Source organism: Vibrio sp. HENC-03, from assembly GCF_000305755.2.
Lineage (GTDB): Bacteria > Pseudomonadota > Gammaproteobacteria > Enterobacterales > Vibrionaceae > Vibrio > Vibrio owensii.
Genome location: NZ_JH976122.1, coordinates 67789 through 92665 on the forward strand (window position 1 = coordinate 67789; position 24877 = coordinate 92665).

19 protein-coding genes are annotated in these 24877 nt (G+C 45.9%); 14 read left to right on the plus strand and 5 right to left on the minus strand.

What is annotated here, in order from left to right; translation table 11 throughout:
* Positions 1–342: 342 nt before the first annotated feature.
* Both VCHENC03_RS14750 and VCHENC03_RS14745 read right to left on the minus strand, forming a co-directional pair.
* Complete coding sequence (locus VCHENC03_RS14750; protein WP_009705731.1) at positions 343–2508, minus strand: heparinase II/III domain-containing protein; 2166 nt, start codon at positions 2506–2508, stop codon at positions 343–345.
* 2 nt (positions 2509–2510) lie between these two features.
* Positions 2511–4676 carry a heparinase II/III domain-containing protein gene (locus VCHENC03_RS14745; protein WP_009705732.1) on the minus strand — a complete coding sequence of 722 codons (2166 nt, stop codon included), beginning with the start codon at positions 4674–4676 and terminating at the stop codon, positions 2511–2513.
* Positions 4677–5097: 421 nt separating this feature from the next.
* On the opposite strand from VCHENC03_RS14745, the gene VCHENC03_RS14740 reads away from it, so the two are divergent.
* The 4 genes from VCHENC03_RS14740 (at position 5098) to VCHENC03_RS14725 (ending at position 9905) form a co-directional block, all read left to right on the plus strand.
* Positions 5098–5433, plus strand: coding sequence for a cupin domain-containing protein (locus tag VCHENC03_RS14740; RefSeq protein WP_005450851.1), 336 nt, complete (start codon positions 5098–5100; stop codon positions 5431–5433).
* 34 nt (positions 5434–5467) lie between these two features.
* Positions 5468–6400: a sugar kinase gene (locus tag VCHENC03_RS14735; RefSeq protein ID WP_005437155.1), complete on the plus strand. Its 933-nt coding sequence runs from the start codon at positions 5468–5470 to the stop codon at positions 6398–6400.
* A 78-nt stretch (positions 6401–6478) separates the two neighbouring features.
* Positions 6479–7102: a bifunctional 4-hydroxy-2-oxoglutarate aldolase/2-dehydro-3-deoxy-phosphogluconate aldolase gene (locus tag VCHENC03_RS14730; protein ID WP_005388506.1), complete on the plus strand. Its 624-nt coding sequence runs from the start codon at positions 6479–6481 to the stop codon at positions 7100–7102.
* 1045 nt (positions 7103–8147) lie between these two features.
* Positions 8148–9905, plus strand: a complete 1758-nt coding sequence (locus tag VCHENC03_RS14725; protein WP_005437156.1) for a sodium:solute symporter family protein — start codon at positions 8148–8150, stop codon at positions 9903–9905.
* Between the two features lie 144 nt (positions 9906–10049).
* On the opposite strand, the gene miaE is transcribed toward VCHENC03_RS14725, so the two are convergent.
* Together miaE and VCHENC03_RS14715 are read right to left on the minus strand one after the other, a co-directional pair.
* Positions 10050–10820 (minus strand): tRNA isopentenyl-2-thiomethyl-A-37 hydroxylase MiaE, encoded by a 771-nt coding sequence (miaE, locus tag VCHENC03_RS14720; RefSeq protein WP_005437159.1) that lies wholly within the window; start codon positions 10818–10820, stop codon positions 10050–10052.
* A 124-nt stretch (positions 10821–10944) separates the two neighbouring features.
* Complete coding sequence (locus VCHENC03_RS14715) at positions 10945–11709, minus strand: hypothetical protein (RefSeq protein WP_009705733.1); 765 nt, start codon at positions 11707–11709, stop codon at positions 10945–10947.
* Between the two features lie 341 nt (positions 11710–12050).
* Between VCHENC03_RS14715 and cysB the strand changes: the two genes are divergently transcribed.
* Both cysB and VCHENC03_RS14705 read left to right on the plus strand, forming a co-directional pair.
* Positions 12051–13025: an HTH-type transcriptional regulator CysB gene (gene cysB, locus VCHENC03_RS14710; protein ID WP_009705734.1), complete on the plus strand. Its 975-nt coding sequence runs from the start codon at positions 12051–12053 to the stop codon at positions 13023–13025.
* Positions 13026–13078: 53 nt separating this feature from the next.
* A complete protein-coding gene (locus tag VCHENC03_RS14705; protein WP_009705735.1) occupies positions 13079–14275 on the plus strand; it encodes a methyltransferase in 1197 nt (398 codons plus the stop codon).
* Positions 14276–14368: 93 nt separating this feature from the next.
* Here VCHENC03_RS14705 and ald read toward each other — a convergent pair whose 3' ends face one another.
* The gene (ald, locus tag VCHENC03_RS14700; RefSeq protein WP_005437167.1) at positions 14369–15493 is read right to left on the minus strand and encodes an alanine dehydrogenase; all 1125 of its coding nucleotides are present in this window, start codon (positions 15491–15493) and stop codon (positions 14369–14371) included.
* 156 nt (positions 15494–15649) lie between these two features.
* Here ald and lrp point away from each other — a divergent pair, with 156 nt between their 5' ends.
* From lrp to VCHENC03_RS14665, 8 genes are all read left to right on the plus strand, one after another.
* Positions 15650–16144: a leucine-responsive transcriptional regulator Lrp gene (gene lrp, locus VCHENC03_RS14695; RefSeq protein ID WP_005437169.1), complete on the plus strand. Its 495-nt coding sequence runs from the start codon at positions 15650–15652 to the stop codon at positions 16142–16144.
* A 152-nt stretch (positions 16145–16296) separates the two neighbouring features.
* Positions 16297–19605 carry a DNA translocase FtsK gene (locus tag VCHENC03_RS14690; RefSeq protein ID WP_009705736.1) on the plus strand — a complete coding sequence of 1103 codons (3309 nt, stop codon included), beginning with the start codon at positions 16297–16299 and terminating at the stop codon, positions 19603–19605.
* Between the two features lie 61 nt (positions 19606–19666).
* Positions 19667–20293, plus strand: coding sequence for an outer membrane lipoprotein chaperone LolA (lolA, locus tag VCHENC03_RS14685; RefSeq protein WP_009705737.1), 627 nt, complete (start codon positions 19667–19669; stop codon positions 20291–20293).
* Complete coding sequence (locus VCHENC03_RS14680; RefSeq protein WP_020196990.1) at positions 20294–21649, plus strand: replication-associated recombination protein A; 1356 nt, start codon at positions 20294–20296, stop codon at positions 21647–21649.
* Positions 21650–21740: 91 nt separating this feature from the next.
* Complete coding sequence (serS, locus tag VCHENC03_RS14675) at positions 21741–23048, plus strand: serine--tRNA ligase (RefSeq protein ID WP_005437179.1); 1308 nt, start codon at positions 21741–21743, stop codon at positions 23046–23048.
* Between the two features lie 365 nt (positions 23049–23413).
* The gene (locus VCHENC03_RS0125735) at positions 23414–23986 is read left to right on the plus strand and encodes a hypothetical protein (RefSeq protein WP_009705739.1); all 573 of its coding nucleotides are present in this window, start codon (positions 23414–23416) and stop codon (positions 23984–23986) included.
* A complete protein-coding gene (locus VCHENC03_RS14670) occupies positions 23980–24420 on the plus strand; it encodes a hypothetical protein (protein ID WP_009705740.1) in 441 nt (146 codons plus the stop codon). Before VCHENC03_RS0125735 ends, VCHENC03_RS14670 begins: the two co-directional genes overlap by 7 nt.
* A 137-nt stretch (positions 24421–24557) precedes the next feature.
* Positions 24558–24824, plus strand: coding sequence for a DksA/TraR family C4-type zinc finger protein (locus VCHENC03_RS14665; protein ID WP_009705741.1), 267 nt, complete (start codon positions 24558–24560; stop codon positions 24822–24824).
* The last annotated feature ends 53 nt before the right edge of the window (positions 24825–24877 follow it).

Sequence of the window (24877 nt, forward strand, 5' to 3'; positions counted from 1 at the left end):
TTCATGTATTTTAATAACACAAATAGGCGTTAGTTCTTTCTCTGGAGAACAAAGATGAAGATGAAAAGCGAACTTCTGTATTTTGGTTGCGGCTAACTAGCGATCTTACGCAACTATTTGCAATGTAATTCTTCAGCATGCTGCTTTGGTTTGGAAGCGCGATAGCACTTTGTAGGTGTCAAAGCTTAGAAAAGTCTTTCAGGAATAGAGGGTTACAAGCTATACAATATGAATAATTGTGAGCGAAGATCGGTTTTATGAAGACGAAAAAAAGCCGAACATGACGTCCGGCTTTGAATTAGTTCCCGATTTTTACATTAATTTTTAGTGACTAGCTAAAGATTAAATTTGTGCGAATGCGCCTTCCCAAGTGTAAGTCACACCGTCGAACTCAACGCGATGTGCCGCGTTTTGCTTGTCTTCGTCTAGGTTGCAGATAGCGAAGTGGTAAGCGTTGCCTGTGGTCGTTTGCAGGCGAATCACGGTGCCCACTTCGTTGTTGCCAACGACGGTTACTGACTCTACTAGGCCACGAGCGCCAACCGATGCTTCAATAGACTCGTTGAAGTAACCGTGTGTCTCTAGCACTGAGGCAAACACGTGGTTCTGACCAGATTGACGTAGGATCAGTGCTGGTTCGCTCTTCAAGTTGAAGTCTGGATCATTTGCGCCTGTGCGAGTGAAGAACACTTTGCCGCCGTTTGTTGCGCTTGTGATTAGCGAGTAGTAGCTGTTGTCGTGCAACCAACTTACAAGCGAGCTGCCTTGAACTTGGCCTGAACCCACATTCCATAGATGCTGGTAGCCGTTGTCTTCGCCCATTGGACGCAGCGTGCTTTCTACATCGTATTCAAAATCCGTACGGATGATTTGACCAGAGTAGTGCACTGGCAGGTCGTATTGGTGCTCTTGATCTGCTTCGATGCGGTAAACATCAATCACAAGTGGTTTTTCGAATTCTGGCAATTCAGCAAGAATGATGCTGCGCTGCATGTCTACGCCGTTGTAGTAACCAGAAATACGACCGCTCATGCCTTGCAGTTTTTCGTCATCAGCTTTGAAGAAGTGCTTAGAACCGAACTTGGTTTCTGCTAGCGCTGTGTCGAAGTTGTTTTGCGTCTTTTGGTCAACGGTTACTGTGTTGTGTGCGACAGTCTGTTTACAGTAAGACTTGTTCTCTGGGATGTAACGACCGCCAAATTTAGGCTCAACGTTAACCCAGCGACCAAAGCCGTAATCGTGCAACACTTCATGACCGCGGTTGAATACGCTCAGGTGCAGGCCATCGTAGTGACCGTGGTCTAGCGCTGAGTGGTACTGGTGATCGGAGCCGTGCTGACCAAACCAGATAAGCGCCATTGTGTCGTCGTTTTGTTCGTCACGGTGGCGAAGAATGCTTACGCCGCCTTTTTCGCCTTCTGGGCCGTCAGTCACGAATAGGCTACCCCAGTTGAATGGCTTGATGTTGTCTGCGGCTGCAACTGCGTCAGACAATGTTTTACCTGAGATATGAACCCAAACGTCTTGCTGGTGGTCTGCCATGCCAAGTAGCGTTTCAGACTGCTCGTAACGATGGAAACATACTGACGTAGCCATGATTACGCCTTCATCGTTGATCGAAATCGTCTTCGATGAATCGTTCAGTGCTGGCAAAGTACCATCTGGGAATGCCGTCTTAAATACTGCGTAAGACGTGGTCTTGATGACCGAATCGTTGAACTCGTAAATACCAAGCTCAGGCTGACGACGTTCAATCGCTTCTGCGAATAGGTAGATTGGACGTAGCGAGAAACGGTGGTAGTAAGGACCTTCCATGTAGTAGCCATCTGGCGAGAACAGTTGGTCTAACTGAGCTAGGAAGCCGCCGCTAACTTTATCCAGTTTCAAGCCGTAAAGCGCTTTGTCTACTGCATCTTGATCGTTAATTGCGTAACCACAGATACCTACTGCTGCTACCGCCCACAGACCGTGGTTGTGTACGATGTCGAAGTCGTGACCGTAAGTGACAACGAACAGCTCAATCATTTGTTTGAACAGGTCGTTTTCAATCAGTGTTTTTTGCTCTTCTTCCAACGTGTGGTAAATGCAGCTGTACGCACAAGACGCGTATAGCATCCACATGTTCTCGTTCAGAGTTTGGTGGAAGATCTTACCCGGAGGGTTAGAGTCACGGCTGGTGTTGCTCTCTAGCGTCGGGTATACCTTCGCGTAAGCCGTTAGCATGTCCACGATGTAATCGCGGTATTTCTGTTCGCCAGTGATAAGGAATAGGCGACCCGCTAGATCAATGTGGATGTAGTTTTGCTTGTGGCGGTTGTGCTCGTAACCGCCGCCTTCGCCGTGACCTGGAACTTCAATACCGACCTCAGCCATGTAAGCGTCAGTTTGTTTGATGTCACGTGCTAATGCATTTCCTAATAGGCTATCCGTGCCAAGTGCTTTGCTTAGTTCTGCCGCTTCTTCAAAGTTCATTAATAGCGGTTGGTAAGACTGGGTTTGGTAGCTCATTATTATTTCTCCTGCCCGAATGCGTTCACTTCTAGAGAGTAGAAGCCATTCCAGCTGTAGGTTTTACCGTTCAATTCTACTTGGTGTGGGGTTTGGTCGTCAGCGCCTAGCACATTGCTGATCATCACAGTAATCAGTGATTTCTCAGTCGTGATTTCTACGATGCTGCCAACGGCGTTGTAACCCACGACGCGGATATCTTTCACCTGACCACGTGCATTCACCGACTGCTCAAACTCTTCGTTGAAGTAGCCGTGTGTTTCTAGCACAGAAGCAAATAGTGTCGATTCGCCCTTGCTACGTAGGATGAATGCTGGCTCGCTACGTAGGTTAAAGCTTGGGTCATTGGCGCCAGTGCGAGTGAAGATTACTTCATTCTCGCCGTTTTGTTTCGCGCTGCTGCTTGTGCCTAACCAAGTGTAGTAGGTGTTGTTTTGTAGCCAGCTAACCAGCGCCGTATCTTGCACTTTGCCGCTTGCTACTTTCCAAAGGTGTTGGTAACCGAAGTCATCGCCAAGCGTGTTCAGTTCACCAAAGCTTTGGTAATCGAAGTTAGTACGTACGATTTGACCATCGTATTGATGAGAGTAGTCGTACTGATGCTCGCCTTCACCTTCGATGCGATAAAGGTCTAGCAATAGCGGTGCTTCAAGCTCATCTAGGTTAAGCATGAACACACTGCGCTGCATGTCTGTGTTCGGGTAATGGTCGTTAGCAAACGCGCTCATACCGTTGATTTCAGTGCCTTCTACTTTGAAGAAGTGAGGCAAACCGTGTACTGAATCAGCGCGGTCTACATCGAAACCATTCTGACATTGCTCATCAATCGTTACCGCGTTATGCGCGATAGTTTGACGTGCGTACGATTTGTTTTCGTCTAGGTAACGACCGCCGAATTTAGGCTCTACGTTTACCCAGCGACAGAAGCCGTATTCACGCAGTACTTCTTGACCACGGTTGAAGAAGGTAATGCCAAGCGTATCGAAGTTACCATGTCCCATACCGTGTTGACCGTAGTTCATCACAAGCTGTGACACATCACCGGTTTTATCCTGCATACGGATAAAACCTTGTGCACCGTTGTTACCAGTTGGACCTTCGTTTAGTTCCACACTTGGCCAGAAAGGCATGCCGATTTCACGGTCAGCGATGGCTTTATCGTAAGCTTGAGAAAGCTCAAGACCACAAGGGTGCATCCAAACGGCGTTTTGAATCTTCGCCATGCCAAGGATATTGTCATCCATACCGTAGTGTTTGCTGTAAACGCTCACTGCAACTTGAACACCCATGTCGGTAATGCTCATGGTACGAGATGCGTCGTTTAGGGCAGGGAACTCACCATTCGGGTAAGCCGTTGCCAGCATCGCTTGTACAGTGTTGCCAATCACTTTGTCTTTGTAGTTGTAGATGTCTACTTCAGGCATGTGACGGTGTACTACTTCTGCAAATACACAAGTTGGACGAATCGCATAACGATGGTAGTACGGACCTTCCATGTAGTAACCAGAAGGGGCGAACAGTTGCGAGATTTGCGCTAGGAAGCCACCGGTATCATCACGGTCTTGACCGTATACCGACATCTCTAGATATTCAGGTTTGCCAATAGCTAGACCACAAATACCAACAGCCGCAACTGCCCAGATACCGTGGTTGTGAATACGGTCGAAATCGTGCGCGTATTTCACTGTGAACATGTCTAGCATTGGTTCGAAAATGCGCTCAACAACGGCTGTGCGCTCTTCTTCTGTCATCACTGATGCCACGCAAGAGTAAGCAAGGCTAGTAAACATTAACCAACAGTGTTCATTAAGGATCTGGTGGAAAAGACGACCTGTTGGGTTAGTGTTTTTCTGTACGTGGAAATCAAAAGTGAGGTACTTCTCTGCGTAAATAGCGAGAAGATCTTTAACGAACTGCGCGTACTTTTCTTCTTGAGTGATCAAGAACAAACGACCCGCTAAGTTCATGTAGGTATAGTTTTGTTTGTGGCGGTTGTGCTCGTAGCCACCCGCTTCGCCGTGACCTGGTACGTCTAGAGGCAGACGCATAAAGGCTTCAAGTTCCTTGCGATTCGCTTCAATGGATTTGCCCATTAAGCTCGGCTTTCCGACTTCCTTTCTTAGTAGTTCGACTTCTGCTTCAGTCAACAAAATCGGTTGTGTAGTCATTTCTTTACCACCCTCAGATGAAGTGTGTTGTTTTCTTAAACTTTCTATAAAGTAATACAATATTAAGTTTGGGTGTAGTTTTTGTGGCAAAAAGGGAGAGTGAAATCACGCGAATTTAGCTAAGTCATTGATTTATATTGTTGTGGTAATCCTTGTTGTGACTGATGTTTCGGCGTTATCAATCGTTAAGTGGAATGCTTTAACGAGCACCGTTTGATGAATATCACATATTTTTAGATATATTGTATGACAATTAAGATGGATCGGATATGCTCGTTACTAATTCGACAGCAGACCCTTTCGCTTCGCGTTTCACTTTTATCAATACGACGCTTTTTATAAGAGGACCTTTTAATAAAGCATGGTTAAGAATGAAGTGCCGTAGGGTTCGCTTTAATAGAGACTTTTTAGGAGTATGACGATGAATTCTTTCTTTGTATTAGATGAGAACCCGTGGGAAGAGCTAGGCGGCGGTATCAAGCGTAAAATTGTTGCTTACACAGATGACCTAATGGCGGTTCACCTATGTTTTGATAAAGGCGCGATTGGCGCTCCGCATACTCACGAAATCCATGATCAAATCGGTTACGTAGTACGTGGCAGCTTTGAAGCAGAAATCGAAGGCGAGAAGAAAGTACTGAAAGAAGGTGATGCATACTTTGCTCGTAAGCACATGATGCACGGTGCAGTTGCATTAGAGCAAGACAGCATTCTTCTAGACATCTTCAACCCAGCACGTGAAGACTTCTTAAAATAATCTATAGCGCAACCTCAGTTGCTAAGGTGACAACATGAAATCATTAAACATCGCGGTCATTGGCGAATGTATGGTTGAGCTACAGAAAAAGGAAGGTCAGCTAAAGCAGTCATTCGGTGGTGATACGTTGAATACCGCACTGTATTTATCTCGTTTGACCAAAGCTCACGATATCAAAACCAGCTATGTAACGGCTCTGGGTAACGATCCTTTTAGCCAAGAAATGCTATCAGCATGGCAAGAAGAGGGCATCGATACTAGTCTGGTTCTTTCCGTTAAAGAAAAGCAACCAGGTATCTACTACATCGAAACCGATGAAACTGGCGAACGTTACTTCCACTACTGGCGTAACGAAGCGGCCGCTAAGTTCCTATTCGAGCAAAACGAGTCTCCGCTGTTAGTCGACAAACTTTACTCGTACGATGCGGTTTACTTGAGCGGTATTACATTAGCGATCCTTACTGAAGAAGGTAAGACGCAACTGTTTGGCTTCCTTGAGCGCTTCAAGGCACAAGGTGGTAAGGTTATTTTCGATAACAACTACCGTCCTAAATTGTGGGAAAGCCGCGAGAATGCCATGTCTTGGTACCTTAAGATCCTTAAGCACACAGATATCGCACTGCTCACATTTGAAGATGAGCAAATGCTTTACGGTGACGAGCATCTAGAACAGTGCATCGAGAGAACCTCTGCACTGGGCGTGGATGAAATCATCATCAAACGTGGTAGCAAAGATTGCTTGGTTGTCGCGAATGGCGAAGCGCAATACGTGGCGCCAAACAAAGTCGACAACGTGATTGATACAACAGCGGCTGGTGATTCTTTCAGTGCGGGCTTCTTGGCGAAGCGTTTGACTGGCGGCAATGCAGCGGAATCGGCTTACTCTGGCCACTGTATGGCTGGCGCGGTAATTCAACATAAAGGTGCCATCATTCCACGTGAAGTGATGCCAGATCTTCCTTTGTAATTCTTTTGCGGAGCGTTGAGTAATCGGCGCTCCGCAGTGATTTATTGAACTCAAGTTAACGACGACGAGTACACTCTTATGACGACATTAAACGAACAATTAGCAAACCTAAAAGTAATTCCTGTTATTGCCATCAACAAAGCAGAAGATGCGATTCCACTGGGCCGCACTTTGGTTGAAAACGGTATGCCTTGCGCTGAAATCACGTTCCGCACAGAGTGTGCTGCAGAAGCAATTCGTGCTATGCGCGCTGAGTTCCCAGAAATGCTGATCGGTGCAGGTACTATCCTAACTAACGAGCAAGTTGACCAAGCGATTGAAGCTGGTGTGGACTTTATCGTAAGCCCTGGTTTTAACCCTCGCACGGTTCAATACTGCCTAGACAAAGGCGTGGCTATCGTACCTGGCGTAAACAACCCAAGCCTTGTTGAGCAAGCGATGGAAATGGGTCTGCGTACACTTAAGTTCTTCCCTGCTGAGCCATCTGGCGGCGTAGGTATGCTTAAAGCATTAACGGCGGTTTACCCAGTGAAATTCATGCCAACAGGTGGCGTGAGCCTAGGTAACGTAGACGAGTACTTGTCTATCCCTTCAGTACTGGCATGTGGCGGTACTTGGATGGTGCCAACAAAACTTATCGATGAAGGTAAGTGGGACGAACTAGGTACATTGGTTCGCGACGCAGTAGCTCACGTAGCATAAGTGTCGTAACACCCCGATAAAACTAGCGAAAAGAATGAAAAGCGAGCCTCAGTGCTCGCTTTTTTTGTGTTTGAAAGAGGCGAGATTGGAGAGTCGAGATGCAAGAAAAACAAACGAGAGATTAGAATCGAGAAACGAGATTTTAGAGGTAGAAATGGAAAGCGTTGGATTTTCCTCGCGTCATCCTCGAGAGCGACGAAGGAGCGAGTCGGGGATCTCAGAGAGCCAAATAAGAAACTTCAATAATGATTTGCCCCATTAAAGTAACGATTTGGTACTTGTCGGTGAAAAGAGATTTCCTACTCAGTCGTTCCTCCTTCTAGGAAATGACGGTAAGGAGCAGGGGAAAAGCTGAGAGGAGAAGCATAAGGTTTGAGAGCTGGGAATAGAAATGCGTAGAACCTCCTTTGCGTCGGTCTCGAGAGCGACGAAGAAGCGAGCCGGAGAGCCCAGAAAGTTGAGCGGGCAAAGGAACTTCGATAGTGGTTTAGACCTATTCAGGTAACGAGCTGATATTTGGTGGTAAAAGAGATTTCCTACTCAGTCGTTTCTCCTTCTAGGAAATGACGGGAAGGAGTAGGGGAAAAGCTGAGAGGTTAAGCATGAGGTTTGAGAGCTGGAAGTGGAAAGCGCTGAACTTTCCATGCGTCATCTTAGAGAGCGACGAAGGAGCGAGTCGGAGATCTTGCTTGTTACATTCATCTAAATCCCACTTTCTATCCAATTCCTTCGAAACATCTCATTACGTTTCGCTCAAAGAAATACCACGCATTTTTGATCTTCAGACAAAGCGTGAAGAAGAAAAATATTCCATACTTTAATGAATTTGCAATAGATTATTTGTATTACAATATAGTTGATTGTTGAGTGGCGGATAATCTGACTTAGAATGCCAATAGCCCAATAAAACAAAGGATTTCTCGCCAATTTTTCAATGAAATAACTTATGTTCCAGATCACAATTAAAGCTTATTGTAGTACAAATAAAATAATGAACAGAGTAGTCTAGGAGTTAGAAAATGATCAAACTTGAAAGGCTGAAAAAATGACTATTGATACTCTTGTTGTTCTTGCCTACTTCTTCTTCTTAGTTGCAATTGGTTGGATGTTCCGTAAGTTCACTACCTCAACCAGTGACTACTTCCGAGGGGGCGGTAAGATGTTATGGTGGATGGTAGGTGCTACCGCCTTCATGACGCAATTTTCAGCATGGACGTTTACAGGTGCCGCAGGACGCGCGTTCAATGACGGTTTCGTTGTTGTAATCCTATTCTTAGCCAACGCATTTGGCTACTTCATGAACTACCTCTACTTTGCTCCAAAGTTCCGCCAGCTACGTGTAGTGACGGCGATTGAAGCAATTCGTCAACGTTTTGGTAAGACTTCAGAGCAGTTCTTCACTTGGGCTGGTATGCCAGACAGCTTGATCTCAGCCGGTATTTGGTTGAATGGTCTTGCGATTTTCGTGGCAGCGGTCTTCAACATTCCTATGGAAGCGACCATCATCGTTACGGGTTTAGTGCTAATGCTAATGGCGGTAACAGGCGGCTCTTGGGCGGTTGTTGCATCTGACTTTATGCAGATGTTGGTTATCATGGCAGTGACGATCACTTGTGCGGTGGCGGCATACTTCCACGGTGGCGGTATTGGCAACATCGTGTCGAACTTCCACGGCGACTTCATGCTGGGTAACAACCTGAACTACGTCAGTATCTTTATCCTTTGGGTAGTGTTCATCTTTGTTAAACAGTTCGGTGTAATGAACAACAGCATCAACGCTTACCGCTACCTGTGTGCAAAAGACAGTGAAAACGCACGTAAAGCAGCAGGTCTTGCATGTGTGCTGATGATTGTTGGTCCTATCATTTGGTTCCTACCACCTTGGTACGTTGCGGCATTTATGCCTGATTTCGCAGAGCAATACGGCTCAGTAGGTGGTGATGCAGCTTACCTAGCATTCGTACAAAACGTAATGCCAGCAGGTATGGTGGGTCTTCTGATGTCAGCAATGTTTGCGGCGACCATGTCTTCAATGGACTCTGGTCTTAACCGTAACGCGGGTATCTTTGTGATGAACTTCTACAGCCCGATTGTACGTCCACAAGCGTCGCAAAAAGAGCTGGTTATCGTGAGTAAAGCAACGACTATCGTGATGGGCTTCATCATCATTGGTATCGGTCTATTCATTAACTCACTACGTCACTTGAGCTTGTTCGATATCGTACTGAACGTGGGCGCATTGATTGGCTTCCCAATGCTGATTCCTGTACTACTTGGTATGTGGATTCGTAAGACGCCGGACTGGGCTGGTTGGGCAACACTGGTTGTTGGGGGCTTTGTTTCTTACATCTTCGGTATCTCACTACAAGCAGAAGACGTAGAGCGCCTATTTGGTCTAGAACAAGCGTTTACAGGACGTGAATGGGCAGACCTGAAAGTTGGCTTGAGCTTAGCGGCACACGTTGTCTTTACTGGTGGTTTCTTCCTACTGACAACACGTTTCTACAAAGGTCTATCACCTGAACGTGAGAAAGAAGTGGCTCAATTGTTCGAGAACTGGAACACGCCACTTGTGGCTGACAGCGAAGAGCAGCAGAACCTAGATACAAAACAGCGTGGCATGCTTGGTAAGCTTATCAGCGTAGCGGGCTTCGGTATCCTAGCGATGGCTCTGATTCCAAACGAACCATCAGGTCGACTACTGTTTATCTTGTGTGGTGCGATTGTTCTCTCGGTGGGTGTTCTATTGGTGAACGCAGCACGAGGGCCTAAAAGCCCAAAGTTAGCTAACGCGAAAAGCTAACCACAATTATCGACTCTCTATGAAAAATCCCACAGTATCGCTACTGTGGGATTTTTTTATTATCGACTTTAAGCACCAAGAGAAAACCGAGTGATTAGGCTGTCTTGCTTCTTGCTTCTTGCTTCTTGCTTAAGGCGATTAGATTTAAGCAGGAATACCACTGTGGAATTTGAAGTCTTCGTCTGGCGTTGAAATTAGTTCAGCTTCGATGCGTCCAAACTCTGCAACGCGCTCGCTAATGTCTTTACCCGCGATTTGTTCTGCAAGGACTAGGTAGTCTTGGTAATGACGAGCCTCTGATCGAAGTAGAGAAACATAGAACTTCGCGATGTCTTCGTCCATGTGCGGAGCCAGTTTCGCAAAACGTTCACATGAGCGAGCCTCTATGTAGGCACCAATGATGAGCTTATCAATCAAGGTTTCTGGCTCATGTGTTTTCATGTTCGAAATCAGCGTTTTTGCATAGCGGCTTGCTGGAATGTTTTTGTATTCCACGCCACGGCTTTCCATGATTTCTAGCACTTGGTAGAAGTGGTGCAACTCTTCTTTGATCAGCAGAACCATCTTGTCGATCAGATCTTGGCTGTACGGCGAATCTGATTTAGCAATGATGGCTTTTGAAATGTTGCTTTTGCCTTTAAGCGTCTCTAGTGAGCCGGTCTTACGGTAGGCAAAGTCCTCGTATGGTTTGAACCAATCGAGTAGGGCATGTGAGCTTGCTTGGTCTACTGCGTATTTACGGATCAGGAACATTGCCGACTGACCCGCTTTGAGTTCGCACAGTAGGTGGTCTAATAAAATGGTTGGAAGGTTTTCAGGCTTCTTTGCTTCCTCAACCCATTCATCTGGGGTGCTGCATTGCAAGAACTGGTTAATTGGAGCAAGAAGGTCCTGATAGGCGTCGAGATTAATCATTTTAATTTTTGGTACTTTACATTCAATTTTGGTTTATCCGGCCAATGTCTATTCAATCAAGAAGACACAAAAAAGGCTGCAAACGCAGCCTTTAATCGGATAGGGCGGAAAGCTTAAGCGGAGTTTACCACTTTTTCTTCTCGCCGAAGAGCGCATCCATATCACTGTCGCGTTCTTTGTCGGCAATTTGCTGCATTTCTGCTTCATTCTTGTCTTGGCGCTTCTTATCCAAGTCACCAAGCATTTCTTCGAGCTTTTGTTTTGCTTGAATAGAGTAAGCATCGTTTTTGGTGCTTAACGCATCAATGCCTTTACGAAGCAGTTGCAGAGCGGTTCCCGGTTGACCACGAGCAATAGAGTCATTCGCACGCTTAATCACGTTCTCGATGTTGATGCGAATTTGCATCGTTTCAAGACGCGCGTTTTCTGTTACGTAAGTTTGCGTATCTAAACGGCCTTTGTTGTGCTCGTTACGAACCGCATCACGAAGACGTTTCACGAGCTTTAACATTACAATGGCTTGTTTATCGCTGCTTGGCATCTTGAATGTGGTGCTTTCACCGTTTGCGCTGCTCTCATTCAATTGAGCAATTTGCTGCTTCATGTTTTCGATGCGCTGCACGAGCTGCTTGTTCTTTGGATCAAGGTCGCGCATGCTTTCAAGTGCATCAAGAATACGGTTATTAAGACACAGCAGTAAGTCCTTGCTGAAAGGAATATGATGAGCGTGCCCGATGAGCTCTTCAGTACCGTCAATCAGTGCCACATAGCGAGCAGATTCCTGTCTTTTCGCGGTCTCTACTTTTACCTTGTACTGCAACATGATGTTATAGCCAAGGATCAATACCAGTAGGATGGCAACCAAAGCAATTATTAAAGGCATATTCATATTTTTGCTTCTACTACTTGTTATTTTTCTGTGTCCAGCGTTCAAGAATACATGAATCTTATCTTTCTCGGCACCCTATTTATTTGATTATTTTGCTCCAAACACATTTTCCTGTGGATTTAAGTAAAGAATGCGGTGAGCTGTTTAAAAAAGTGAATTTTGAAGATTCAACTCCATGCATATTTAGAGAAGGTGAGTAATTCGCTATGAGCTTGAGCTATAAGTTAGAAATTACTGTTCATTTAGTTGCTAACACGTTATAACTAATCATTATATCTACTCGGGCGAGTAGACTAGATAAGTATGACGTTATTATCTCAATCAATGAGTAAGGGATTACGATGAAACTGCAACAACTGAAGTACATTGTTGAGGTTGTGAACCATAATCTGAATGTGTCTGCGACAGCAGAAAGCCTATACACTTCTCAGCCGGGCATCAGTAAACAAGTCCGTCTATTGGAAGATGAACTGGGTATTCAGATCTTCGAACGAAGTGGTAAGCACTTAACGCAGGTGACACCCGCCGGTGAAGAGATCGTGCGAATTTCTCAAGAGATTCTAGCGCGTGTTGAAAGCATCAAGGCCGTGGCAGGGGAGCATACTCACCCTGAAATGGGCACACTGAACATTTCTACCACTCACACCCAAGCACGTTACGCACTTCCTGACGTGATCAAAGGCTTTACGGCACGTTACCCGAAAGTATCGCTGCACATGCACCAAGGTACGCCTTCTCAAATGTCTGAAGCGATTGCCAAAGGTACGGCAAACTTCGCGATTGCGACAGAAGCACTTCATTTATACCAAGATGCCATCATGCTGCCTTGTTACCACTGGAATCGCTCTATCGTGGTACCAAAAGATCACCCATTAGCGAAGAAAGACCGTGTAACTATCCACGATTTAGCCGCTTACCCGCTAGTAACTTATGTATTCGGCTTTACAGGCCGTTCTGAGTTGGACACCGCATTTAACCGTGAAGGTTTAACACCGCGCGTTGTGTTTACTGCAACGGATGCCGACGTGATTAAAACTTACGTTCGTATGGGTATTGGTGTTGGTGTGATTGCGAGCATGGCAGTTGATGAAGAGCAAGACAGCGATTTGGTTGCGATTGATGCAAGCCATTTGTTTGGCGCGAGCACAACGAGCATTGGCTTCCGTCGTGGTACTTTCCTCCGCTCTTACATGTTCGACTTTATGGAGCGTTTTGCACCGCATTTAACTCGTCCGGTTGTGGAGCAAGCGATCTCGCTTAAATCAAACACCGAAATTGAAGAGATGTTTAAAGACATCGAGCTTCCGGTCAGATAACACTTCATTGATGTTTCGATTCCCTCTACAATGCGCTCGTTGTAGGGGGAGCTATGAAAACGCAATTTCAATTTATTAATGACTGCTTGATCGAAAACCAATCTTTGTGGCGGTTCGAGCCTTTTAAAAGCAGCATTCACGCATCATTACCTTGGCAAGAGCAACACCCTCAGTTGTGCCAGTGGTTAGCGTCTCTTTCTCCCTCTCAGATTGAAGAATACAAAGCGGAACCGGAACTTGCCTTAAAAGCACTTAGTCCGTTTTTGCCTGAACTTGAACAACTTTCAGAACTCACTCGCTTAGAACCGCTAGCTTTAAAAGGCTTGGAGCTCGTTCGTGGTTTAGATAACGGCATTCCCGGTCGTAAGTTAGAGCAAATTAGTTCGATGGGTGAAGCGGCGATTCAGCTTCATCATGGTGACGAATGGTTAGAGTGGTGCTCAGGCAAAGGTTATTTAGGGCGAATCCTGACAACGCAAACCGATCAGCCTGTCACCAGTTTTGAATACCAACAAGCGTTGTGCGATTCGGGGCAACAAGCAGCCAATGAGCATCATTGGAAGATGACGTTTATTCAAGGCGACGCGTTCGATAGCAAAGCGAAAGCCGTATTTAAGCCAACTCAACACGCAGTTGCACTCCATGCCTGCGGTGATCTTCATGTTCGCTTGATGCAATACGGCAGTGAAAACGGTATTGCCGCGATGACAATCTCGCCTTGCTGCTACCATTTGATTCAGTCTGAGCAATATCAGCCGATGTCGGCACAGGGCAGGGCTTCTTCTCTCTCATTGTCTAAGCAAGAACTGCGTATTCCGCTGCAGCAAACAGTTACTGGTGGTGAACGTGTTCGACGCCACCGTCAGCAGGAAATGGTATTCCGTCTTGGTTTTGATTTGATCACGCGACAAGTTTTGGGAATGGACGAGTATGTACCTGTGCCGAGTATCCGTAAGTCGCAATTAAGTGATGGTTTTGAATCGTTATGTCGCTGGGCAGCGGAGCAGAAGGGTATCGCTCTTTCGCAAGAAATCGACTTCGACCATTTTGAAAAGTTAAGCGAACAGCGCTTTTGGCAAATGGAGCGTTTGAGTCTGGTTCAATTGGTATTTCAACGACCGTTGGAGATTTGGCTTGCTTTAGACAAAGCACTTTATCTTGAAGAACGTGGTTACCGTGTTAGATTGGCAGAGTTTTGCGCTAAATCAGTCACACCTCGAAACATTTTAATTTGTGCTTATAAGATTTAGATCTGTTTTATAATTAAATGCTCTATGCAAAAAAGCCCACTTTAGAGTGGGCTTTTGTAAACAAAACGTGACAATTTATGCGTTATTTTGTCATTAGTTGAACATTGCGATTGCTTGCGCTGGTTCAACGTATTCTAGGTCAAAGCTCTCAGCAACTTCTTTGCAAGTCACTTTGCCGTGGATAACGTTTAGACCTTCAAGGAAGCCATTGTCTTCTAGAAGTGCTTCACGGTAGCCTTTGTTTGCAAGCTTCACGATGTATGGAAGCGTTGCGTTGTTCAGTGCAAATGTTGAAGTACGAGCAACAGCACCAGGCATGTTTGCAACACAGTAGTGAACCACTTCGTCAACGATGTATGTTGGTTCTGCGTGCGTTGTCGCGTGAGAAGTTTCGAAACAGCCACCTTGGTCGATAGCAACGTCAACCACCGCCGCGCCTGGCTTCATCTTAGCAATGTGCTCTTTTGTTACCAATTTAGGTGCTGCAGCACCAGGGATTAGAACCGCACCGATCACTAGGTCTGCTTCTAGAACATGCTTCTCGATAGCGTCTTCAGTAGAATAAACCACTTTAGCGCGACCTTGGAATTCTTCGTCTAGTTTACGCAGTGTATCTACATTACGGTCAAGGATTGTTACGTCCGCACGAAGACCTACAGCCATACGAGCTGCGTTCGCGCCAACGACACCACCGCCGACTACAACAACTTTCGCTGGCTCAACACCAGGTACGCCACCTAGTAGTAGACCGCGACCGCCGTGTGATTTTTCCAACGTTTGCGCACCTGCTTGAATAGACATCCGACCTGCCACTTCTGACATTGGTGCTAACAGTGGCAAACGACCCATATTATCTGTTACAGTCTCATACGCTATACAGACAGCTTTGCTCTTGATTAGCTCTTCAGTTTGTGGAAAATCTGGTGCTAGGTGTAAATAAGTAAATAAAATCTGCCCTTCGCGGAGCATTGCTCTCTCGACAGCTTGGGGTTCTTTTACTTTTACAATCATATCTGCTTTCGCAAAAACGTCTGTAGCAGTAGGAAGAATGGATGCGCCTACAGCGATGTAATCATCGTCTGAAAAACCAATGCCGGCACCTGCATTGGTCTCAACCAAAACTTGGTGACCATGTGAGATAAGTTCTCTCACGCTAGCTGGGATCATACCCACACGGTATTCGTGGTTTTTGATTTCCTTAGGTACGCCAATGATCATCCTGTGTCCTCTTTCTAAAATGGTTGTATTAACTGTTTGTAGGGTGTTATTGTCGAATTAATATCTAGTATAGATGTTGATTTGTAATATTTGGCACCAAATATTAAAAAGTTGTAGTATATTTTTTTGCAAGGAAGTAATAAGGTGGAATAAAAAATGGCAGACAACTATAAGAAGCCGTCCAAGGAACTAGACCGTATCGACCGCAACATTCTTAATGAACTGCAGAAAGACGGTCGTATTTCGAACGTTGAACTTTCAAAACGTGTAGGACTTTCTCCAACGCCGTGTTTGGAGCGTGTGCGTCGCTTAGAGCGTCAAGGTTATATCACTGGGTACACTGCGTTATTAAACCCGCAGTTCCTAGATGCATCACTGTTGGTATTCGTAGAAATTACGCTTAACCGTGGTGCGCCTGATGTATTCGAACAGTTCAATGCGGCTGTTCAAAAACTAGACGACATCCAAGAGTGTCATCTAGTATCAGGTGATTTCGACTATCTTCTAAAGACTCGTGTATCAGACATGGGTGCTTACCGTCGACTACTAGGTGATACGTTACTGCGTCTTCCAGGCGTGAACGACACTCGTACCTACGTAGTTATGGAAGAAGTGAAGCAAACTAACCAGCTTGTGATTAAAACTCGTTAAATTCTTGCAAAGAAAGCGGTAAATGCTTCCGCTTTCTCGATAGAGTAATTGGGTTTTTCTCTTTGATATGGTTAAATCAATTTACCGAGCGGCTTTGTGCCGCTCGGAATGTTTTGCTTATTCCTAATTCATTTCCATATTCAAGTTGATTTATGTTCAAAGAGAACGCAAAGAAAGTCGAAACCATCATCAAAACCAGTGAAGAGCCTCAGTCTTCACGATTAAATGGCTTCCAACGCTTAAAAGAGTGCTGCTTTATCGTTGGCGTTCTTAGCTCGATATTGCTAGCCGTTGCATTATTTACCTTTAGCCCTGCCGATCCATCTTGGTCCCAAACTGCATGGGGCGGTGAGATCGATAACGCTGGTGGCCTGTTCGGCGCTTGGTTAGCCGACACACTATTCTTTACCTTTGGTTCCCTCGCGTATCCATTACCCTTCCTGTTAACTGCAGGTGCATGGGTGATTTGTCGCAAGCGTTCTGAAGAGGACCCTATCGACCTCATGTTGTGGGGCACTCGTCTACTTGGTTTAGTTATCCTTATTCTTACCAGTTGTGGTCTTGCTGATATCAACTTTGACGACATTTGGTATTTCTCGTCTGGTGGCGTCGTTGGTGACGTACTGACGAGCTTGTCTCTGCCTACATTAAATGTGCTGGGCACAACGCTTGTACTTCTTTTCCTATGGGGGGCAGGCTTCACACTATTTACTGGTATTTCTTGGCTTAACATTGTTGAGTGGTTGGGCGATCGTGCACTAGGCGTTATTGCAGCGTTAACAAATAAAGCACGTGGCACTGAACATGAAACTCTAGAGCCGCAATTAGACGAGTTTGCTGAAGATCGTGTAACGAGCAAACGTGGTTCAGATGACACGGAAGACGAGCCTATGCCTCATCTTACTGCTTATGATGTCGAAGAGCCGAAACAAGAAACACCAACACACGAATACCCAATCTACATGCCACAATCGGCAGTAGAACAATCGACTGCAGATAAACCGAGACATCAGCAAGCAGCGCAAGCTAACGTTCAGCCAACGCCGCAGCCTGCAGTTGTAAATGCCGCGCCTGTGCAGCCTCAAATCCAGTCTCAGGTTCAAGAACAAGCTCAAACTGTTGAGCCAGTGCGTGCGGTGAGCACAGATAATGTGGACCCATTCGTTGAACGTACTAAACAATTGAACGTAACGATTGAAGAGCTAGAAGCGGCTGCACAACAAGCTGACGATTGGGCAGATGAAGAACCACAGGTTCAAGAAACGCAAGTTGCACCTATTCAAACTCAGCCTGAAGTTCCACAGTCTGTTTCTCAGGAATTTGTTCCACAGCAAGCCGAGCATCAACAAGCGCCACAAGAACCGTTTGTGACACCAGAACCAACCGTCTCTGAACCGTTCGATAACGCACCAAGCTACGATGAGTATGCTAAGTTTGAAGCAGAGCAGGCTCAACAAGCGCAAGTTAATCAAGAACCAGCGCCAGTTCACGCGCCAATCGAACAGCCAACCACAGAGCAACCTTTACACGAAGAACCTGTGATTAGCTCTTCTGCATTGGATAACATTGCTGAACAAACAGAGCCAAGCCAGCACATCGAGCCAACGATTTCGAACTTCGATGTATTGGATGACGAAGATGATTACCCGGTGCAGCAGCCAGCTCAACAAGCTCAACCGGCTTATGCTGAGCCGCAGCAACAAGCGATGCAGCCACAAGAGCCAGTTCAGCAACCGCCTGTTCAAGAGCAACCTGTTCATCAGCCTGTTGCAGTTCAACCTCAACCGGTGACGCCTGCACCTTCCGCTACCTTTGAACCTGCACCTCAAGAAGTCGAGGTAGAAGAGGTTCAAGACGGCGATCAAGATGTGGCTGCATTCCAAAACTTGGTATCGAATGCTCAAGCGAAAGTGGCTGCTCAGCAGAACCCATTCTTGGTACAGCAAGAGCAAAACTTGCCAGTACCAGAAGAGCCATTGCCAACACTAGAATTGCTTTACCACCCAGAGAAGCGCGATAACTTTATCGACCGTGATGCACTGGAAGAGGTGGCACGTTTAGTTGAAACCAAACTTGCGGATTACAAGATCAAAGCAGACGTAGTCGGTATTTACCCAGGCCCTGTTATCACTCGATTTGAGCTTGATTTGGCGCCGGGCGTGAAAGTAAGCCGCATTTCTGGCTTGTCTATGGACTTGGCACGTGCGTTGTCTGCAATGGCGGTACGTGTTGTAGAAGTGATTCCGGGCAAACCTTATGTGGGTCTAGAGCTGCCTAATATGAGCCGCCAAACGGTATTCTTGTCTGATGTAATCAGTAGCCCTCAGTTTGAACAAGCAACGTCACCAACAACGGTTGTTCTTGGTCAAGATATCGCGGGTGAAGCGGTGATTGCAGATATCGCGAAAATGCCTCACGTACTGGTAGCAGGTACAACCGGTTCTGGTAAGTCTGTGGGTGTTAACGTGATGATCTTGAGTATGCTTTACAAAGCATCGCCAGAAGATCTGCGTTTCATCATGATCGACCCGAAAATGTTGGAGCTTTCAATCTACGAAGGTATTCCTCATCTACTTTCTGAAGTAGTAACAGATATGAAAGACGCGTCTAACGCACTACGTTGGTGTGTGGGCGAGATGGAACGTCGTTACAAACTGATGTCTGCATTGGGCGTACGTAACGTGAAAGGCTTTAACGAGAAGTTGAAGATGGCAGCAGATGCTGGTCACCCAATTCACGACCCGTTCTGGCAAGAAGGCGACAGCATGGATACTGAGCCGCCGTTGCTAGAGAAACTGCCTTACATCGTTGTGGTTGTCGATGAATTTGCCGACCTAATGATGGTGGTAGGTAAGAAGGTTGAAGAACTGATTGCTCGCTTGGCGCAAAAAGCGCGTGCGGCAGGTATTCACTTGATCCTTGCGACACAGCGCCCATCGGTTGACGTTATTACTGGTCTGATTAAAGCGAACATCCCAACACGTGTGGCGTTCACCGTATCAACTAAGACCGACTCACGTACTATCCTTGACCAAGGCGGTGCAGAATCGCTATTGGGTATGGGTGATATGCTTTACTTACCACCAGGTTCAAGCCATACGATCCGTGTTCACGGTGCGTTTGCATCGGATGATGATGTTCACGCTGTTGTGAACAACTGGAAAGCACGTGGTAAGCCAAACTACATCGATGAGATCATCAGTGGTGACCAAGGTCCAGAAAGTCTGCTTCCGGGTGAACAGATGGAATCGGATGAAGAAGTGGATCCACTGTTCGATCAAGTCGTAGAGCACGTAGTGCAATCGCGTCGTGGTTCAGTTTCCGGTGTACAGCGTCGATTCAAGATTGGCTATAACCGAGCGGCTCGTATTGTAGAGCAGCTTGAAGCGCAAGGCATCGTAAGTGCTCCGGGTCATAACGGTAACCGTGAAGTACTGGCTCCTGCGCCACCAAAAGATTAATGAACTTGTGTTACTCACCTCAGTCCAACTGAGGTGAGTGGTTCTAACAATAGGTATCTGAATGAAAAAACTATTTTCAGCGAAACTTTTCTCTGCGCTTGTTTTAAGCTTTTCTCTCTTCTCTACTGCACACGCCGCGTCTCCCAAAGATGAACTAAACAAACGCCTTTCTATGAATGATGGCTTCAGTGCGGATTTCTCTCAGCAAGTTATCAGCCCAGAAGGCGAAACGGTGATGGAAGGAGAAGGCACAGTTGAAATCGCTCGCCCAAGCCTGTTCCGTTGGAGCACAACATTCCCAGATGAAAACCTTCTGGTTTCTGACGGTAAAACATTGTGGTACTACAGCCCATTCATCGAGCAAGTGAGTATCTACTGGCAAGAACAAGCAACAGAGCAAACGCCATTTGTTTTGCTAACGCGTAATCGCGCAAGTGATTGGGATAACTACAAGATTTCCCAAAAAGGTGATGAGTTCATCCTCATTCCTACTGCAGTAGACTCCACACAAGGTCAATTCCAGATTAATATTGATGCTAAAGGTGTGGTGAAAGGTTTCAATGTGGTTGAACAAGACGGTCAAAAAGGTTTGTTCACCTTTAACAACGTGAAGCTGGGTAAACCAAAAGCAGACAGATTCACATTCACAATTCCAAAAGGTGTGGAAGTGGATGACCAAAGGAATTAATTGGTAGTGAGCAATTACACATTAGATTTCTCGGGGGACGAAGATTTTCGTCCCCTTGCTGCTCGTATGAGACCGGAAACGATCGAACAATACATCGGACAGCAGCACATTTTAGGTCCCGGTAAGCCACTGCGCCGTGCGCTAGAGGCGGGTCACATTCACTCGATGATCCTTTGGGGACCACCAGGCACAGGCAAAACGACATTAGCAGAAGTGGCTGCAAACTATGCCAATGCTGAAGTTGAGCGCGTGTCTGCCGTGACGTCTGGTGTGAAGGAAATTCGTGCAGCAATTGAGAAAGCACGTGAGAACAAAATGGCGGGTCGCCGCACCATCTTATTTGTGGATGAGGTGCATCGCTTCAACAAATCTCAGCAAGACGCGTTTTTGCCGCATATTGAAGATGGCACAGTTACCTTTATTGGAGCGACGACAGAAAACCCATCGTTTGAGCTAAACAACGCATTACTGTCACGTGCACGTGTGTACAAGCTAACGTCTCTCGACAAAGATGAAATCTCGTTGGCGTTAAACCAAGCAATTAGCGATAAAGAACGTGGGCTGGGTAATACGCCAGCACACTTCGCTGATAACGTATTAGACCGCCTAGCAGAACTGGTAAACGGTGATGCTCGTATGTCTCTCAATTATCTTGAGCTGCTCTACGACATGGCAGAAGACAATGCGCAGGGTGAAAAAGAGATCACGCTTAAGTTGCTTGCGGAAGTAGCAGGGGAGAAGGTCTCTCGCTTCGATAACAAAGGTGACATCTGGTACGACTTAATCTCTGCGGTTCACAAATCAATTCGTGGCTCAAACCCGGATGCTGCGCTGTATTGGTCTGCGCGTATGATTGCTGCTGGTTGTGACCCTTTGTATATTGCTCGACGCTTATTGGCGATCGCTTCTGAAGATGTAGGTAATGCTGACCCTCGCGCAATGCAAGTGGCACTGTCTGCTTGGGATTGCTTTACCCGAGTTGGTCCAGCAGAAGGTGAACGTGCGATTGCACAGGCGATCGTGTACTTAGCGTGTGCGCCGAAAAGTAATGCTGTTTACGTGGCGTGGAAACAAGCGCTCACAGACGCTCATAACTTACCTGAATATGAAGTGCCGCATCACCTTCGAAATGCACCAACCAGTTTGATGAAAGACATGGGTTACGGTGCAGAGTATCGTTATGCTCACGATGAGCCTGGCGCTTACGCTGCGGGTGAGCAATATTTGCCACCTGAAATGGGCGATCGTAGGTACTATCAGCCGACAAATCGTGGTCTAGAGACCAAAATCGGCGAAAAGTTAGATTACTTGGCTACTTTAGACGCAAATAGCCCACAAAAGCGCTATGAAAAGTAGGCGTTTTTGGATACATTTGTTCAGTAAATTTTTTTAACGCGTACGCTTGGAAAGTGCGCGTGATTTCACAACAAAAAGCATAGGATTAACAATGCTGGATTCTAAATTACTTCGTACAGAGCTGGATGAAACAGCTGCTAAACTGGCGCGTCGTGGCTTTAAGCTAGACGTAGATACTATTCGTAAACTTGAAGAACAACGTAAGTCCATTCAAGTAGAAGTAGAAAATTTACAATCCACGCGTAACTCCATCTCCAAGCAAATCGGCCAAAAAATGGCGGCTGGCGACAAAGAAGGCGCAGAAGAAATCAAGAAACAAATCGGTACTCTAGGTAGCGATCTTGATGCGAAGAAAGTTGAACTTGAGCAAGTAATGGCTCAACTAGACGAATTCACGCTTTCTGTACCAAACATCCCAGCAGATGAAGTGCCAGATGGCAAAGATGAAAACGACAACGTAGAAATCTCTCGTTGGGGTGAGCCAAAGTCTTACGACTTCGAATTGAAAGATCACGTTGACCTAGGCGAAATGGGTGACGGTCTAGACTTCGCAAGTGCTGTTAAGATCACTGGCGCACGTTTCATCGTGATGAAAGGCCAATTCGCTCGCCTACACCGTGCAATCGCTCAGTTCATGCTAGATCTTCACACTGAAGAGCACGGCTACACAGAAATGTACGTACCTTACCTAGTAAACTCTGACAGCCTATTCGGTACTGGTCAGCTTCCTAAGTTCGGTAAAGATCTTTTCCACACTGAGCCGCTAGTAGAAAAAGTAAACGACGAAGAGCCACGTAAACTGTCTCTAATCCCTACTGCAGAAGTGCCTGTAACGAACCTAGTTCGTGACACGATTTCTGACGAAGCGGATCTACCAATTAAGATGACGGCTCACACGCCATGTTTCCGTTCAGAAGCAGGTTCTTACGGTCGTGATACTCGTGGTCTGATTCGTATGCACCAGTTCGACAAAGTTGAGCTAGTACAAATCACTAAGCCTGAAGATTCAATGAACGCACTAGAAGAGCTAACAGGTCATGCTGAGAAAGTTCTACAACTTCTAGAGCTTCCTTACCGTAAAGTGGTTCTATGTACAGGTGACATGGGCTTCGGCGCTCGTAAGACTTACGACCTAGAAGTTTGGGTTCCTGCTCAAGAAACTTACCGTGAGATCTCTTCATGTTCTAACATGTGGGATTTCCAAGCTCGTCGTATGCAAGCGCGTTTCCGTCGTAAAGGCGAGAAGAAACCTGAGCTTGTACACACGCTAAACGGTTCTGGTCTAGCTGTAGGTCGTACAATGGTTGCTATCCTAGAAAACAACCAAGAAGCAGACGGCCGCATTGCAATCCCTACAGTACTTCAGAAGTACATGGCGGGCGCAACGCACATCGGTTAATTCATTAACCACTAGAACACCAAAACCCAGCCTTAGTGCTGGGTTTTTTGTTATCTGCGTCGAGCGAAAATACGTTGTTATGTAATTAGCACACGCATTAGTGACGAGCTCGCCCAGAATCTGGCAGTACGAGATAAATGATATTTTTCTAAGCGGTATTTCACGTGACAAGCTAATGGCTTCATCTGCCCTTGTTGTTAAACGTTATGCCAGTAAATCATCTTTCATTTCTCGTCACTTTTGCGCTTACCTTACTCGTTAGTGAGAGTGTTATCGCAAGTGAACTTATTCGGCCTCAATACTTAGATAGTGAGCGAACCGATCGCTTTTTTGCGCGCGAAATAGCGCAAGCTTCCAAAGAAAATATGCAGCTGCGTAATTCACTCGACTGGGGATACGAGCTTAAGTTGGCAAATGCGTCTGGCGATACGGAATCGGTGTCAAATTGCAAAGACTTAGCTACTGCAAACTCTGCGGGCTTTACTGCGGCTAAAGCTTATGAATACGGCACGTTTAAGGCGTATTTAACTCAGTGCCAAACATGGAGTGAGATGGCAAAGTTAACCGCCTCTAAGCGCTCATATATATCGAAATTTAAGTTAGATGATAGCTTTCCTAGTTTGGCTCCAAGTGCGCTTGCTTTTGTTATTTCTAACGAAAGTGCAGAGAAAGCAAAGACACTATCAACGTGGGATGAAGCAGACCATATCCAAAGAACTCATGTCTCCAGTGAAGTGAGAGCAGAGTACTTCGACGCGACCGATGGCTTTCAAGTCATTACGATTGTAGCAAAAGGTGATTACAACGCTGACGGCATCGAGGATATCGTTATTGAGAAAGAGAATAGTGTACTCAGTGGCTCGTATTCTTCTTCACACGGCTATGTATTAACCCGTATGTCTGAACAGGCGCTATTTAAAGTGTTGGCTGAATGGTAATGAAACGATTGGTGGCCACTTGGGGCTTAAGTGTTGCCATGATGAGCACGTTTGCCGTTGCTAGCACCTCGCCCAGAAAAGTCTTTGAATGTTCAGTAAACCAAGCTATGAATTTTAGTATTTCGATAGAGCAAGGCAAAGGTGGGCTTATCTTTAATAAGTTCACTGTGAATCAAAGCCCAGTTTTACTGCGCATTAAACCTCAAGATTATCGTATCAAACATTACCATCGAGCGTTGGTAGATGAGAAGTCACTGGAATTTAGTATTGGTGAGCTCGTCATATTAGTCAGTGAGTACTTTAGCGAGGAGTTTGGTGAGGTAGAGAAGATACTCAGTGTTACTTTGAGAGAGGCTGAGCAAACGCAGAACTTTGAATGTGAGGAAGGGAGTATGAGTAACCTTGCATCGCTTTTCCATGAGAGTGCCGAATAATCGATTGCAAAGTAATTATTACCAAAGCGTAATAGTGTTTTCGAATTTACCCTAATTATCTTGTTATTTGTAATCGATATAATCATCCACCTTACCACGGTAAGTAGATTTTCTCATTCAAGTAACGAGGAGGGCTTATGGCCGTAGGGTGGGCAAACGACGATAGCGTCAGCCAACAAATTCAAAACACAATAGACGACGAGATTTCCCGTGTTCGTGGCAGTATCACAAAGGGTGAGAGCGCCCATTACTGCGATGAGTGTGGTGATGAGATTCCAGAAGCGCGTCGTCTTGCAATGAAAGGCGTTCGTTTGTGTATCGAATGTCAGTCAACAATCGAATCGGTATCTCAACGCCAAGCATTGTTCAATCGACGAGCGAGTAAAGACAGTCAACTTCGATAGCTTTACTGCTCTAATAAATAACGAGACGGTTTGAGTCTCATACTCAAACCGTT

Coding starts and splice junctions, on each gene's coding strand:
- serS (WP_005437179.1), top strand. CDS start 21,741: ATGCTGGATTCTAAATTACTTCGTACAGAGCTGGATGAAACAGCTGCT.
- VCHENC03_RS14730 (WP_005388506.1), top strand. CDS start 6,479: ATGACGACATTAAACGAACAATTAGCAAACCTAAAAGTAATTCCTGTT.
- lolA (WP_009705737.1), top strand. CDS start 19,667: ATGAAAAAACTATTTTCAGCGAAACTTTTCTCTGCGCTTGTTTTAAGC.
- cysB (WP_009705734.1), top strand. CDS start 12,051: ATGAAACTGCAACAACTGAAGTACATTGTTGAGGTTGTGAACCATAAT.
- lrp (WP_005437169.1), top strand. CDS start 15,650: ATGGCAGACAACTATAAGAAGCCGTCCAAGGAACTAGACCGTATCGAC.
- VCHENC03_RS0125735 (WP_009705739.1), top strand. CDS start 23,414: ATGCAGCTGCGTAATTCACTCGACTGGGGATACGAGCTTAAGTTGGCA.
- VCHENC03_RS14715 (WP_009705733.1), bottom strand. CDS start 11,709: ATGAATATGCCTTTAATAATTGCTTTGGTTGCCATCCTACTGGTATTG.
- VCHENC03_RS14735 (WP_005437155.1), top strand. CDS start 5,468: ATGAAATCATTAAACATCGCGGTCATTGGCGAATGTATGGTTGAGCTA.
- VCHENC03_RS14750 (WP_009705731.1), bottom strand. CDS start 2,508: ATGAGCTACCAAACCCAGTCTTACCAACCGCTATTAATGAACTTTGAA.
- ald (WP_005437167.1), bottom strand. CDS start 15,493: ATGATCATTGGCGTACCTAAGGAAATCAAAAACCACGAATACCGTGTG.
- VCHENC03_RS14690 (WP_009705736.1), top strand. CDS start 16,297: ATGTTCAAAGAGAACGCAAAGAAAGTCGAAACCATCATCAAAACCAGT.
- miaE (WP_005437159.1), bottom strand. CDS start 10,820: ATGATTAATCTCGACGCCTATCAGGACCTTCTTGCTCCAATTAACCAG.
- VCHENC03_RS14670 (WP_009705740.1), top strand. CDS start 23,980: ATGGTAATGAAACGATTGGTGGCCACTTGGGGCTTAAGTGTTGCCATG.
- VCHENC03_RS14725 (WP_005437156.1), top strand. CDS start 8,148: ATGACTATTGATACTCTTGTTGTTCTTGCCTACTTCTTCTTCTTAGTT.
- VCHENC03_RS14740 (WP_005450851.1), top strand. CDS start 5,098: ATGAATTCTTTCTTTGTATTAGATGAGAACCCGTGGGAAGAGCTAGGC.
- VCHENC03_RS14745 (WP_009705732.1), bottom strand. CDS start 4,676: ATGACTACACAACCGATTTTGTTGACTGAAGCAGAAGTCGAACTACTA.
- VCHENC03_RS14705 (WP_009705735.1), top strand. CDS start 13,079: ATGAAAACGCAATTTCAATTTATTAATGACTGCTTGATCGAAAACCAA.
- VCHENC03_RS14665 (WP_009705741.1), top strand. CDS start 24,558: ATGGCCGTAGGGTGGGCAAACGACGATAGCGTCAGCCAACAAATTCAA.